Source organism: Fodinibius sp. (assembly GCF_041642155.1).
In the GTDB taxonomy this organism is placed as follows: Bacteria; Bacteroidota; Rhodothermia; order Balneolales; family Balneolaceae; genus Fodinibius.
The window spans coordinates 1-15052 of record NZ_JBEPWZ010000053.1 but is presented as its reverse complement, the minus strand read 5'-3'; the positions used below and the strand labels follow the sequence as shown (position 1 = coordinate 15052).

The 15052-nt window shown below is 46.5% G+C and carries 10 protein-coding genes and 1 pseudogene; 10 read left to right on the top strand and 1 reads right to left on the bottom strand.

The genetic code is table 11. From position 1 onward, the window contains the following. The 7 genes and pseudogenes from ACESLU_RS05380 to ACESLU_RS05350 form a co-directional block, all read left to right on the top strand. Nucleotides 1-390 (top strand): annotated as a pseudogene (locus tag ACESLU_RS05380) (gfo/Idh/MocA family oxidoreductase); the annotation flags it as partial. A 210-nt stretch (nt 391-600) separates the two neighbouring features. Next, on the top strand, nt 601-1482 hold the full coding sequence (locus ACESLU_RS05375) for a PIG-L deacetylase family protein (RefSeq protein WP_372636199.1): 882 nt from the start codon (nt 601-603) through the stop codon (nt 1480-1482). Nucleotides 1483-1950: 468 nt separating this feature from the next. Beyond that, nucleotides 1951-2511, top strand: a complete 561-nt coding sequence (locus ACESLU_RS05370) for an RNA polymerase sigma-70 factor (protein WP_372636196.1) — start codon at nt 1951-1953, stop codon at nt 2509-2511. Between the two features lie 5 nt (nt 2512-2516). Continuing rightward, entirely contained in the window at nt 2517-2819 is a 303-nt protein-coding gene (locus tag ACESLU_RS05365; protein ID WP_372636193.1) for a hypothetical protein, read from the top strand. 407 nt (nt 2820-3226) lie between these two features. Further along, on the top strand, nt 3227-4138 hold the full coding sequence (locus tag ACESLU_RS05360; protein WP_372636190.1) for a sugar phosphate isomerase/epimerase family protein: 912 nt from the start codon (nt 3227-3229) through the stop codon (nt 4136-4138). A gap of 533 nt (nt 4139-4671) precedes the next feature. Next, entirely contained in the window at nt 4672-5970 is a 1299-nt protein-coding gene (locus ACESLU_RS05355) for a sugar MFS transporter (protein ID WP_372636186.1), read from the top strand. Nucleotides 5971-6002: 32 nt separating this feature from the next. After that, complete coding sequence (locus ACESLU_RS05350) at nt 6003-6875, top strand: ROK family protein (RefSeq protein WP_372636183.1); 873 nt, start codon at nt 6003-6005, stop codon at nt 6873-6875. Nucleotides 6876-7139: 264 nt separating this feature from the next. Here the strand turns inward: ACESLU_RS05350 and ACESLU_RS05345 are convergent, their stop codons facing one another. Next, nucleotides 7140-8159, bottom strand: a complete 1020-nt coding sequence (locus tag ACESLU_RS05345; protein WP_372636180.1) for a serine protease — start codon at nt 8157-8159, stop codon at nt 7140-7142. Between the two features lie 358 nt (nt 8160-8517). Here ACESLU_RS05345 and ACESLU_RS05340 point away from each other — a divergent pair, with 358 nt between their 5' ends. The 3 genes from ACESLU_RS05340 to ACESLU_RS05330 all read left to right on the top strand — a co-directional run. Then, a complete protein-coding gene (locus tag ACESLU_RS05340) occupies nt 8518-10677 on the top strand; it encodes a cation:proton antiporter (RefSeq protein ID WP_372636178.1) in 2160 nt (719 codons plus the stop codon). A 67-nt stretch (nt 10678-10744) separates the two neighbouring features. After that, nucleotides 10745-12862: an amino acid permease gene (locus ACESLU_RS05335; protein ID WP_372636175.1), complete on the top strand. Its 2118-nt coding sequence runs from the start codon at nt 10745-10747 to the stop codon at nt 12860-12862. Between the two features lie 75 nt (nt 12863-12937). Further along, the coding region (locus tag ACESLU_RS05330) for an amino acid permease (RefSeq protein WP_372636172.1) at nt 12938-15052 on the top strand (2115 nt) is incomplete at its 3' end.

Below are 15052 nucleotides of genomic sequence, written 5' to 3'. Positions count from 1 at the left end.
CGTTTTGTAGGTACCGAGGGAGAAATCGTCATAAGCGGAGATCGGGTAACGCTGAGCAAAGCCAAACTACCGGAAGAACCCGGCATGACGATCTATGAGTTTGGGGAAGAGGTCCGCAACGAGTACCGGGAATATTACCATGAGAAATATGGGGATGAGCAGCGACCTTCGTCCGTTGAGCCCGAGGTGTTTACGTATAAAGCTCCGGAGGGATATAGTTCGCGCTACGACCACTTCGACAATTTCTTTGGGGCTGTGCGGGACGGTTCGGCACTGCTTCAGGATGCCAGCTTTGGCTTGCGGGCCGCCGCCCCGGCGCTGGCCAGTAATTTGAGCTATTTTCAAAATGAAATTATTGAATGGAATCCCGAGAACATGGAGCTTGTATGATGAGATTTTTAATATATTTTGTGTGTTCTCCGGACGGTATTGATTGCGGTGCAGCCGGGTCGGGGATGGGAGATGGATTGATGGAGGACCGGGTATCATGCCTGAATTTTTTTTATTCCGAATCCGGGAATTTCCGGTGTAAAATAAGGGCTAACTACCAACGCTTGCAGGTAAGTTAATTAATAGCAACATAAATCAACGAATACTACGATGAAAGAAGTGAAGAAAATAGTTATGCTGTCCTTGTTAACGGCGGTATTTACGGCCTCTGCCGTTTTGGCTCAACCGGAAACACCGGTAAGTGAATGGAGCGGGAAAACGATTCTGTTGGTAGGGGCGCATCCGGATGATGACTCACGTTCCTACGGCACCTTGTCCATGCTCCGGGAGAATGGCAATGAGGTGTATGTTCTGTTGATGACCACGGGTAATGTAGGGACGAAGGATCCGGACATGACCCGCGATCGGCTCGCAAGGATCAGAAGGGGAGAGGAGCTGCGGGCGCTCAACGAGATCGGAATTCCGGAGGAAAATTATATCAACCTCGGTTATACGGACGGTATGCTTGAGTTTGCGGACAAGGAGGAGGTGGCCCGCCGACTGGTCAAGTGGTACCGGAAGATAAGGCCGGATGTGTTGTTTGCTTTTGATCCAGGATATGGCTATCAAAAATGGCTAAAAACCGACCATCGGCGCGCCTCGTACTTGGCGGTCGACGCAGCCCGGGCGGCGGAATGGCGCCTGATATTTCCGGGGCAGATTACCCAGGATGGACTTGAAGCACACCTGATTGAGGAGTACATGTTTTTCAGCGGAGTAGAAGAGGATCAGAATACCTGGGTGGATATCTCGGGGAAACACGCCGACCGGAAGTTTGAAGCCGTCTCTATGCATGTCAGTCAGTTTAGTTCGGCCTGGGATGATTACAACGGGACGGACCTGGAAGCCGAAGATTTGGAGCCGGAGGACCGAGAGGCGTTTCTGAAGAAAATGCGCAGCCGGGTCTATGACAATCAAAAAGATGGGGCCGCGGTTGAAGGGTTTCGCTACTACAAAGGAATTCCTGACGGAATCGGTCACCGGGATCATTAACAGAGGGCATTGAATAACCAGTCCCGAAGCATCGGGAAAGGTCAAGGCCAGAAGGAGGTTAAGGAGATTTGAACCGACCGCTCACGTCGACATTGGGTAAAAGAACGGTTTTGCAAAGCCCCCCAATATTTATTAATGAACCTAATCCTGCGATGAAATGATCCTAATTCCGCGATGAGTTTGGTAAATACCGGAAGAAAGTGGCGGCGGGAACCTGGTGGATGTGCCGGGTCACTGTGAATGATTTGTCAACACGTTTTTCTTCTTTTGAAACAAAAAGTTCTTTTTGAAAAGGGGGTATCTTTTGCTGTGCAGCAGAGACCAGCTTGTGCACCACTACCTGCACCGGTAATAAATCCGGGGTTGGTATTTGAGAAAGTAAGGGATATGCTCATACCTTGTTTCAGGAGATAAAAACAGGGACAGCTTTTTATCAATTCTCGTTTTTAAATTAATAGAATAGGATATATGAATTCAGATGAGGAAAAAAGGGTAAAGGAGATACGGAATGGAAATGAAGAAGCGTTCGAAGAACTTTTTTTTGAATATTATTCCTCATTGTGCAGATATGCTTTCAAGATTTTAAAATCGGAAGATTTAGCTTCTGATGCTGTTCAAGAGGTTTTTTTGAAGATCTGGCGAAGGCGCTCAAGCTGGAATATCTACCACTCTTTGCGCATGTATCTTTATCATGCCGTGAGAAATAAAGCCTTGGATTTGCTTGAGCGAAAAAACAGGCAGCAAAATATTACCAAAAGATTATCCGATCAGGTCTTAAACAATTTGACAAAGAAAAAAATATATCAACAAAAAACGTATAAAGAGTCGAATGACGTTTTAGAACTTGTTGATGCCATATGGAATATTGTTGAAGATATGTCTGAACGAAGGAGAATGGTATTTACCCTTTATCGGCGAAATGGACTCAGCTACAAAGAAATTGCCGAAGTAATGGGAATTACCCGAAAAACCGTTGAGAATCATATGGCCCTGGCTTTGCAGACCATCCGGAACGAGGTAGATTCTTAATCAACATGATAGATAAAAGAGTAATTCTTCGCTATTTATCCAAAAGTGGTATCCGCGCGGGAAAAAGTATGGTTGAGCAACGACATAAAGCAAGAAGACAGAATGAGTATTTGATAGATCAGTATCGTAAAATTATGGAGATCCTGGAAATATCTGAAAGTGACCTGGAGGTTATTTTTGATGCCAGGGAAGGATGGTCAGAGCTTCAAGAATATTTGCTTGAACAAGACAGCCCAATGAATAATAAGACTTTCAATGGGGTCCATTCCAATGAATTTCCCGGATATATAAAACTTTTTTTAAGTTGATACCCTGCCCATTACATGTAATTTTGTAGCGATAAAGAGATAAAGTCAGAGAATATTTATTTCATTGTAGTACAGAATTTGGTACTCCATTATAAATAATCGAGCATCATTTGATAATCCTGCACAATAGTTCTATATAAATGGTATTAAATATCTGGTAAAACTGTTGAGGATCTGATAAGATATAGATATTATGGGTCATTGTTTGATTGGGGTAGTCATAGATACCGCAAACATACACTTTGCCTGCATTGAGAAAGACAAAATCGAAAATATAAAAATGAGAAAAATACGAAATAAGGAAAATGGATGGGTAGAATTTGCACAGAAAGCAAAATAGTTGAACAAATATTAAAGTCGAAAGTCAGAAAAAAGGATCTCTAAATCAATTAAATCAAACCACAGTTATGGATAGAAAAGAATTTCTTCAAATGGGAATGACGGCGGCGGCGATCTCCAGCGTACCGGGACTGATATCAGCCTGTGACAGCCCGGCAGCAACCCCGGATCTTTTTTTTGATATTTCACTTGCCGAGTGGAGCCTGCACAATCACCTCTTTGATGACAAGATTGACCATCTTGATTTCCCCAAAATTGCAAAGGAGGAATTTGGCATTCATGCGGTGGAATACGTGAATCAATTTTTTAAGGACAAAGCCGAGGATACCTCCTACCTGGATGAAATGAACAGCCGGTGTGCCGACCTCGGGGTCGAGCAGCTTATCATTATGGTTGATGGAGAGGGCGGTTTGGCCGTGTCGGATCAGTCGGAACGGACCGAAGCTGTTGAAAATCATTATAAGTGGGTACATGCCGCAGAGCATCTGGGCTGTCATTCCATCCGGGTGAATACCCGCGGCGACGGCACACGGTCCGAACAACACGAGGCGGCAGTGGACGGACTCAGCCGCCTGTCGACTTATGCGGAAGATTACGGAATTGACGTAATCGTGGAGAATCACGGCGGCTATTCTTCAGACGGACAGTGGCTCTCCGGGGTCATCGAAGAAGTGGGAATGGATAACTGCGGAACCCTGCCTGATTTCGGAAATTTTAGGGTATCGGACGAGAACGAATACGATCGATACAAAGGGGTGGAAGAATTGATGCCATATGCCAAAGGCGTCAGTGCCAAGGCGATGGCTTTTGACGAGCAGGGGAACGAGAAGAATATCGACTACGAAAAAATGCTCACGATTGTAAAAGAGGCGGGATATACCGGGTATATGGGAATCGAATATTCGGGAGAACTGGGCGAGTATGAAGGGATACGCGCAACCAAGAAATTGTTGGAGAAAACGGGCGCTGCGGTGTCGTAGGTCACAGGTTAAGGATAATTGGGAGGTAGCTCGAGCGTCTGTGGCCTGAGATAAGCTATAACTTGCCTGATAGTTACCGTTAAGGTGATTTAGATAACCCAACCCTTCGCTGGTTACGGCCGTCCTATAGCACTTAGCCATGTTAAGGCAGCCCCATAAGCGGTATAAAATAGTCCCTGTACCGTATAACCAGGTGATCTTGTCACGAATTCAGATAGAGCAGATCACTCCACGCAGCGGGACAGTTGGCCTGGATTGTTTACCAGAAACTGGACCCTGAGCAAAGCGAGAAACAAGCAAGGGAGTGGGCATACTCCCTGCGTTGAATTCCGAAACGTTTTGAGGTACAACACAACAGATGGGACAATTTCACAGCGTTTAACAAGCGTATGGGGTATTGTTCGTCCTGACACAACGATATCCCATTGCACTTAAAAGGTTTAGTGTCGTCTTGTATTCTTATTTGTGAAAAATACGGTTTCGCTTTTGGTTAGAATAGTATTGTTAAAATAAATCAATAAAGATTATAACATATGAAACGGAACTACTATCTCGTGGGACTTATCCTGCTAATATTTTTTGTCATCTCTTTTCTTACCAATATTATCGGTCCTCTCGTTCCGGAAATAATTGAAGACTTTGACCTGAGTCTCACCCTGGTAGCGGTGCTCCCCTTTGCTTTCTTTATTGCCTATGGGGCGATGTCAATTCCTGCGGGATTACTGATTGAATTTTACAGTGAAAAGAAAATTATGGTGAGCGCTTTCCTGGTGGCCTTTGGCGGGGCGCTGCTGTTCGGCCTCTTCCCGAATTACCTGATAGCCATTATCTCACTGTTTCTGATTGGTACGGGGATGGCGATGCTGCAAGTAGCTATTAATCCTTTGTTGCGGGAAGCTGGCGGGGAAGAAAATTTTGCATTTAATTCGCAGCTGGGTCAGCTGTTTTTCGGGCTCGCCTCTTTTTTGAGTCCCCTGGTCTATTCCTACCTGGTTATTAACCTGGACAGCGGCGTCACTGAGGGAATCCTCCTTTCTACTCTTGCCGCGGTCGTCCCCGGTGAGCTGCCCTGGATATCGCTCTACTGGATTTTTGCCCTGGTCTCGCTGGTCATGGTGGTTGTCATACTGCTGTCCCGTTTTCCGGAGGTAGAACGAAGGGAGGATGAAAAAGTGGGGATATTTGAAACGCTCGAGTTGCTAAAGCAGCCGATGGTTTGGATGTTTTTTCTGGGTATCTTCTGCTACGTAGGGTCTGAACAGGGCGTCGCGAACTGGATTTCCGAGTTTCTCTCGACCTACCACGGCTATGATCCCCAGACCACCGGCGCCAGTACGGTCTCCTGGTTCTGGGGAATGATGACGGCCGGCACGGTATTGGGACTCCTCTTACTGAAGGTGATGGACAGTCGGAGGGTCCTTATTTCTTTTACAGCCGGGGCCCTGCTTTGCCTGACGCTGGCCCTCTTTGGGAGCGGGGAGATCGCCCTGTATGCTTTTCCCGCTATCGGTTTTTTAATAGCGGTAATGTGGCCGGTCATATTTTCGCTCGCATTGAACTCCGTCCGCGAGAACCACGGTTCGTTCTCGGGGATTCTGGTGACCGGCATCGTCGGAGGTGCGGTGGTACCGCTGATCGTCGGCTCGCTCGGGGATGTATTGGGACTGAGGTCCGGCATGTTCTTCCTGTATCTTACGTTTGGCTATATCCTGAGCATCGGTTTCTGGGCGGATCCGCTGGTTACCAATAAGACGATCGAATTTTCCGGGAGGGAGAAGAAGGGGAAAGGGAAAGGGCGAGGGAAGCAAGGGAAAGAAGCACACGTTAGCTAACACCATAATGAAATACCGCAGCAACAGTGAATGTGAATACGAAAGATATGAAGCAACGCTCTTTTATCGGCATCGACCTCGGAGCTACGAATGTTCGGGTGGGACGTATCCGCGGAAATGATATTGAACAACTGGAGGGGGAAGAGATTGTTGACAGCAACGATCCCTCCGAGTTGCTAAACCAGATAGAAGGATTGATTCAGCAGGTTGACACCCCCGGTGTTATAAGCATTGGGATCGGGGTACCCAGTGTGGTGGATGTGGAGGAAGGCATTGTGTATGATGTCCAGAATATCCCGTCATGGGATAAAGTACCGGTAAAACGAATCTTAGAAGAGAAGTTTGACAAACCGGTGCATGTAAACAACGATTCCAATTGTTTTGTGCTGGGAGAGAAGTTTTTCGGCCAGGGCCGCGGGTATAAATCCGTGGTGGGACTGACGCTCGGTTCCGGTTTTGGCTCGGGACTGATCCTGAATGATCAGTTGTATTCCGGTGACCATTGCGGCGCCGGCGAAGTCGGGATGCTCCCCTATAAGGGTTCGATATTCGAACACTACTGTTCGGGGATGTTCTTTGAACGGGCATATGGCCTGCCGGGGAAGCAGGTATATGAGGAGGCCAAAAAGAACCGGGAGAGCGCGAAGAAGATGTATGAAGCCTTTGGCACCCACCTGGGTAACGGGATCAAGGCGGTGATGTATGCGTACGACCCCCAGCTGATTATCCTGGGAGGAACGATTCGCAAGGCCTATCCTTATTTTAAGGAAAGCATGTTCAGGGCGATGGAGGACTTTGCCTATTCGAATTCCCTGGCGTCAATCCGGATAGAGGTATCCGAGCTGGATGAAGTTTCAGTATTGGGAGCCGCAGCCTTGTCGTTTGATGGAGAGAAGGGGGATTGATGTCCCATTTTTTTCAATTACGAAAAAAACGGAACCCAAAAAAAAGTCGCCGGCTGAATAAGTGGTGCTGCCGTTCCCTGCGCCTCCACTAAAATCATTTAACTCGTCCCGCTGGTCCTCAAACAGAAATGATTTTATCCACTCCGGCTCCGGTCACTTTTTTTAGCACCATTTATTAGGCCGGGATGATGGGGAAATCGGAATAGAAATAGAGACTGAGAAAACTCAGCCCCCGGCGAGAGCAACCCGCAACCACCGACCGTACTAATAGTCGAAGCCGTGCCGGCCGATTACGCCGCTGTTCTCTTCAAGAAAAGAACGAATTTCACTGATTGGGATGGCCTGCGTGATGCCGTACGATATCCGCCTTTTTTGTCCGAGGAAAACGGTGTCGTTATAGGGACGGACGATGCGCTGCTGCCCACTGGCTCCCCCGTCATCATCGGGGCGGGGGATAAGGACCGTTTCCTGCGAAGCCGTGGCAGAGCGGGCCATGCCAATCCACTCGAAGTTCCTGAAATTGTCCCTGCTGCTGATAACAAGTCCCCCGCTGATGCCCGGGTTAAAGAGTGCATCCATGATAAAGAATCGGTGGGGACGAAGAGCCCGGGTGCTGGCTACCCCGCGGGTAATCATGGGAAATCCTTTGGGAAATCCCAACACATACAGAAAAGAACCCAGCTGGAGATGATCCATGCTGCCCATCTCGAATGTAAGGGAGCGGTGCTCGGACTGAGATTTGGAATTGAGGGTGGCGGAGAGGAGCGCTACATCAGTGAGCCTGTCTTCTGCTATGATTTCAAAGCTGCTCAGCTCACTGGGGGTAAAAAGCAGGTTGGTCTGTCGTCTCTTGATACTGATTGTCTCTACAAACGTGTTGGGAGGATAGGATTCGTCCGAAAAATAGCTGATTAAGGTATCAGGAGAGTTGACGGCATGAGCGCAGGTTATAAGCATAGCCTCGCCATCCCTGTTTAAATCTAAAATGATGGAGGTTCCCGCCGTACTTTCATCGTTGGTATACTGCTGAGATGCTATATTTTCCAGCCTGTTCGTTTGTATGTCAGCTAATCTGATTTCCGGTTTTTCAAAAACATAACTGTTGTAATGAGCAGTTGAAATAATTCTGATAATTGCTTGTCGGGCGTCTTGTAGATGTTCGGATACATCCCGGTTGGGAAAGGCCGTGGTGTAGGCATCCGATTCTTCGGTAACCCTTGTCTTATTAACAGAGTCTTGTGAACTGCTGCACGATCCTATCCATGTTAGAAGAAGTAAACTCAATATAAGCTGTTGAAATAACTTCATCATTCAGAGTCCATTATTAAGAGGGCTTTGCAAAACTGCTCATTTAGTCAATCTCTTTATTTTTTTTGGGCATTCAAAATACCCAGCTATGCCTTATATAAAGCGGTTCTGAATTCACTCAGGCTTTGCTATTGACCAGAACTGCTGGTTTTTCAAAGCCTCTATAGCTATTACCGAATCCTTTACCGCCTGTTACAGCCTTAAGAGGTAATGTAACAGATTTTTGGGTTCCTTCTAATACAGTTTAACAGAAAAAATACTGAAAATGGAATGTTAATTTTAAAAATTGTATTCTCCTACTCTTGAATTTCTCTAACTTTAAATACGCTTCATTGTGGATATTTTTTCTGCAGCCCCGCATCATGATGTACTGATGCTCGTTATACAGGTGGGAATTTTGTTATTGGCTGCCCGGACATTGGGAGAGGTTGCCCAACGGTTGGGCCAACCTTCCGTGGTTGGGGAGATTTTAGCGGGTATCATACTGGGACCTTCCCTGTTAAGCAGCCTGTTTCCTGAATTCGGACATTTGATGATTCCCCAGAATGAAGTGCAGGGCTACCTGTTGGAAACAGTCAGCCTGCTTGGAGCGATGTTTTTAATGCTCATAACGGGACTTGAAACCGATATTAAACTCATTAAGCGTCACGCCCGTACGGCTATCGGGGTCTCGTTCGGGGGGATCACCATTACCTTTGCCACGGGTTTCTTGCTGGGACAATATCTCCCCGATTTCCTGGTAGCGGATCCCGATAACCGGCTTATTTTTGAACTGTTTGTAGCGGTATCGATGTCCATTTCTGCTATTCCGGTAATTGCCAAGGTACTGATGGATCTCGATTTGATGCGTCGTGATATTGGTCAAACAATTATTGCTGCTGGGATGAGCGATGATACCACGGGCTGGATTTTGTTATCTATCGTGGCGGGATTGGCAAGCGGGGAGGCTGTAACCGCAGGAACCGTACTGCAAATTGTTGGCAGCGTAGTGGCGTTTATGCTTCTGAGTTTTACGTTGGGGCGCTGGTTTGTTCGCAAGTTGTTGATTTTTGTTCAGGATGAAGTGGAAAGTACCGACCGGCTCTTAACATTGGTCGTTGTTATGATGTTTGTGTGGGGTGCTGTTACCCAGGCCCTCAATCTGGAGGCTGTATTGGGGGCGTTTGTTGTGGGGATCCTGTTCGGGATGATGCCGCGCCTGCCCGAAAGCGTGATTCATAACCTGGAAAGCGTTGCTCTTGCTATTTTTGCTCCTATCTTTTTTGCGGTAGCGGGGCTAAAAGTCAATATGCTGAACCTCCTGGAACCAACGCTTATTGTGATCACGCTGCTGGTGATTGCCGTGGCAACGCTGGGTAAAATTGTCGGTACCTATTTCGGAGCGCGGGTAATCGGGGGGAAGGATCACTGGTCGGCTCTCAGCTTTGGTGCGGGACTCAATGCCCGTGGGGCCATGGAAATTATTATTGCCACTATCGGTTTGAATTTGGGCATTCTCGCGCAAGACATGTTTTCTATCATCGTCGTTATGGCTATGGCTACCTCCCTGATGGCCCCTTCCGCCCTTAGATGGGTGCTCAAACGGGTGGAAATAGGGACCGAGGAAGAGGAGCGCTTAAAAAAAGAAGAGATGGAAGAGGAAAGCCTCATCGCGGGCGTCCATCGTATACTGTTGCCGGTGCGGTTTCGCTCTGATGACCTGGATGAACTTACCATACAGTCTGTTGAAGCAAAAGTATTAGAATTGTTAGGGCAGGAATCTGAATTGTCGCTTACGTTATTTACCGTTGCAAGAGATAACAACGAAGAAAAGTGTGAGGAATATCTGGATAAGCTTTCAGAATATTTTAACCAGGATGAGATGGTTACAAAAGTTGTTGCCGAGCAGAATATCGGGGAGGCCATCCTGGATGAAGCCAAAAAAGACTATGAACTGCTGGTGCTTGGCGCTACCGAACGGCAGACGAATTCTTCTCATCTTTTTAGTCCCCTTATTGATTATCTGGCAAGAGTAGCCCCCTGTCCAACGCTTATCGTACAGGGTTTTAAAGCGAGTGAACGCTGGAGCCCCGATCGCATCCTGGTACCAACCAATGGCTCTGAAGCGGCCAGAAATGCCGTTGACCTGGGACTCTCCATTGCCAAGTCCGACCACCGCCACGAAGTTTCCATTTTAAACGTCGTTGTCGATAATTATGCGGATACTCCTTACCATGTGCGAAAATTTAAAAAAGATAATGAGATTGATATTGCAAAGAGTATTATGGAGGACCTTCAGGAAATGGGAGAAGCAATGGATGTCAAAACCGAGACCGTGATCGAGCGTGGAGAAAGTCCCGAGCAGGCTATTTATGATTTTACCGTAGATAACGAAATAGATCTGATTATCCTCGGAACCAATGTGCGTCCGGGTTCTCACCGGCTCTATTTGGGACACAGGGTGGAAACTATTCTCGAACAGAGTCCCTGTCCCGTACTTATCTTAAATACCTGAGAATCTGACATTTAGTCGGCTGAGATATAGACTTTGATTCCTCTGCAATCTTAAAATGCGAATTTATATGGAGCATGAAAGATTAGAAAAACAATTGGGACTCTTTGATGTTTACGCAATTAGCACGGGCGCTATGTTTAGCTCTGGTTTTTTTCTCTTGCCCGGAATAGCCAGCTCCTACAGCGGACCGTCCGTAATTTTAGCGTATTTAATTGGTGGTATTTTAGTATTGCCGGCCATGCTCAGTGTAGCCGAGCTCTCCACCGCATTGCCGCGGGCCGGGGGACCTTATTACTTTTTGGACCGCAGTTTAGGTCCGATGGTTGGAACCGTAGGGGGATTGGGCACCTGGCTGGCCCTCATATTTAAAAGCGCTTTCGCACTGGTGGGGATGGGAGCGTATTTGGGGCTTTTCTTTGATATTCAAATAAAACCTATTGCAATAACACTGACCGTGCTGTTTATGCTGATGAATATTATCGGCGTTAAAAAGACTACGCGCCTGCAGAATGCCTTTGTGATTATTTTAATCGGCATTTTAGTGCTTTTTGTGGTGCAGGGATTATTTGTGCTGTTTGGTACAGGGATGGCTGTCATAGCCGAAACGCAGTTAACTCCTTTTCTTCCCTTCGGGTATAATGGTTTGTTAGCAACGATCGGTTTGGTATTTGTATCGTATGCGGGATTAACCCAGATAGCCAGCGTGGCTGAAGAGGTAAAAAATCCTGACCGGAACATCCCGCTGGGTATGGTTCTTTCCTTGCTGACCGCAACAGTCATTTATGTGCTCGGCGTATTTGTAATGGTCGGTGTTCTCCAGCCCGAAACACTGCACAATGATTTAACGCCGGTGGCCACGGCAGCATTAGAATTCTTTGATCTGTTTCCTGAACCCGTCGGGTTGATATTGATCGTGATTGCCGCTATTGCCGCTTTTGCTTCTACCGGTAATGCCGGTATTATGTCGGCAGCTCGTTACCCGTTGGCTATGGCTCGCGATAACCTTATTTGGAAGAGAATGGCCACGGTTGGACGTTTCCAAACACCCTCCGTATCTATCATAATGACAGGCGTTATTATGATCGTTTTTATTTTACTGTTGAATGTAGAAGATATTGCTAAACTCGCCAGTGCTTTTATGTTGCTTATCTTCGGTCTGCTGAACCTGGCCGTAATCGTTATGCGGGAAAGCAAAATTGAAGAATATGATCCGGGATTTAATTCTCCTCTTTACCCGGGTATGCAGATTGCAGGCATGCTTGTTACGACATTACTCATTGTGGAGATGGGGATTTTAGCGATTGCCTTTACAAGTTTGGTAACGGTATTTTGTATTGGATGGTACTACTATTATGCTTACAGCAGGGTAAAACGGCAGGGAGCGATTTATCACGTGCATGCGCGCCTCGGTGAGTATCGTTACCGCGGATTGGAAACCGAGATGCGTGATATTCTCCGCGAAAAGGGACTTCGCGACGAAGATCCCTATGAAAAGATAGTAGCTCGATCAGTAGTTATTGATGAGAAGAGCGGAGAACTCAGTTATCAGACTATTGTCAGGCAGGTTTCCGCACAGCTTGCCCCTCGGTTTAATATAGAGGCTGACAGCTTGTCGGAGCTCTTTTTAGAAGCACAAAAAGCGGGTACGGTACCTATTGGTAACGGGGTGGTTATCAATCATTTGAAAATAGACCGTGATCATCCCACAGAGATGGCATTGGTAAGAATTCCGGAGAGTATCGATCTTGATACTGAAGGTTACGAGCCATTACATAAGGAAGAGCTTTCTAAGTCGGAAAAGGTATATGCCATAATCTTTATCATAAGTTCAGAAATGAAATCGGGTCAGCATTTGCGTACCTTATCACATATGGCGGAGATGATCGATACTTCAACCTTCCTGGATCGATGGAGAAATGCTGATCACGAAGGAGAATTACGAGAAATACTGCTGCGGGATGAACGGTTTATTAATATTACCGTCTCGATGGAAAATGATACCAGAACCATGACGGGTCATAAGATAAAAGAAGTCGATTTACCGGGCAATAGTTTGATTGCCATACTAAAAAGAGATAACAGGTTGACGATTCCCCACGGGGATACGATCATTAAGGAAGGAGACCGATTGTCAATTATTGGAGATAAAGAAGATATTAAACATGTTAAAAAGATGATTGAATAGCGTTATATATATTTATTTACATAGCCACTGTAGCCCAATTGTCCTAGTGAATAATTTTATAAACTAATATTAATTTTGCCAACGTTAGACGACTCCAAGAAGCTTAGTAAAGAGTTAAATTTATTTGATGTATACGCCATTGCAACGGGGGCCATGTTCAGTTCCGGCTTTTTCCTGCTTCCTGGCCTGGCAGCCGCCGAAACGGGCCCCTCTGTTTTCCTGGCATATTTTGTTTCCGGGGTGTTGATTTTGCCTACCATGTTCAGTGTGGCCGAGCTTTCGACAGCGTTGCCGCGAGCCGGGGGAACCTACTATATCATCGATCGAAGTTTGGGTCCCCTGATGGGAAGCATCGGCGGTTTTGGATCATGGCTGGCCCTGGTATTGAAAAGCGCCTTCGCCCTGATCGGAATGGGTGCATATATTGCTCTCTACTATGATGTAAACATTACACTGGTAGCCGTGATATTGACACTTGCTTTCGGAACGCTGAATATTGTCGGGGCCAAGGAAACCACTACGCTCCAGAAAGTACTTGTGGCGGCGCTCATTACCATTATGTTCGGTTATATATTACAAGGGATCGTTCATTTATTTTCCCTGGATGTCATGGGCATAACTGTTCAGCGGTTCACGCCGTTTTTTACTGACGGAGCCACTGGCTTTATCGCAACAGTAGGCATGGTATTTGTTTCTTATGCGGGACTCACAAAAGTGGCCAGTATTGCCGAAGAGGTTAAAAATCCGGACCGGAATATTCCACTGGGGATGTTTTTAGCGGTAAGTTCAGCTATTTTTGTGTATGTGGTAGGTGTTTATCTCATGGTAGCCGTGCTGGAGCCGGAAGCTTTTCGCCAGGACTTAACCCCCGTAGCTACAGCGGGAGAAGCTTTTATGGATTGGCTGCCTGGTGATTTGGGGCTGTTATTAATTGTAATAGCAGCTATTGCCGCTTTTGCTTCTACGGGCAATGCGGGCATTATGTCGGCATCGAGGTATCCCATGGCCATGGCCCGCGACTCACTCTTCAATGAGAAGTTTGCCCGGTTGGGCCGGTTTAATACGCCTATGAATTCTATTCTGGGTACGATGGGTCTTATGCTGTTTTTCCTGCTGGCCTTTAATGTAGCATCCGTAGCCAAGCTGGCCAGTGCGTTTCAGCTGTTGCTTTTTGCCCTGCTCAATTTAGGAGTCATTGTAATGCGGGAAAGCAAAATTGAAGAATATGATCCCGGTTTTAATTCTCCGTGGTATCCGTGGCTTCAAATTATAGGGATGGTTTTTTCGTTTGTCCTTATTTTTGAGATGGGTATCCTCTCCATTTTATTTACTGTCGCCGTATCGGCTTTTGCCGTCGGCTGGTACTATTACTATGCGCATCGCAAGGTAGAGCGGACGGGGGCTATTTTCCATGTCCACGCTCGTCTCGGTAAAAAACAGGACAGTGGACTTGAACGGGAAATGCGGGGCATCCTACGAGAGAAAGGGCTGCGTGAAGAAGATCCCTATGAAAAAGTTGTAGCCCAGGCAGGTGTGATTGATGAAAAAAGTACCGAAGTGAGCTACAAGACGATTATAAAAAGGGCATCCAGGATATTAGCCTCTCGTTTTGAAGAAAGTGAAGAAGAGCTTGTTAAACGATTTTGCGAAGCCCAGAATACGGGCACGATCCCTATCGGAAATGGAGCAGCTGTGAATCACATCCGGCTGGATAGGGATTGCCCTTCCCAGATGGTGCTGGTACGGATTCCGGAAAAAATAACCGTATCTACAGAAGGCTTTGAGGTCCTGGACGAGGATGAAACCGGAGATATTGAGAAGCTGAGAGCTATTTTCTTCCTGGTGAGTTCGTCGGAAAATTCAGGACAGCACTTGCGCATCTTAGCTCATCTGGCCGAAATGATAGATAGCCGGCACTTTTTAGAACGCTGGAAGAATGCGTCAAATGATACGGAGCTTAGAGAAATTTTACTCCGGGATGAACGTTTTATCAATATAGAAGTATCGCAGGAAAACAATACGAGGAGCCTGATCGGCAAGAAGATAATGGATATCGAACTGCCCGGAGAGAGTTTAATCACGATTCTTAAACGAAATGGAGATATTAAAATTCCTCACGGCAATACCGTTATAGAGGAGAACGACGAATTGTCCATCATAGGCGAGATTGATGATATAAATCTGATCAAG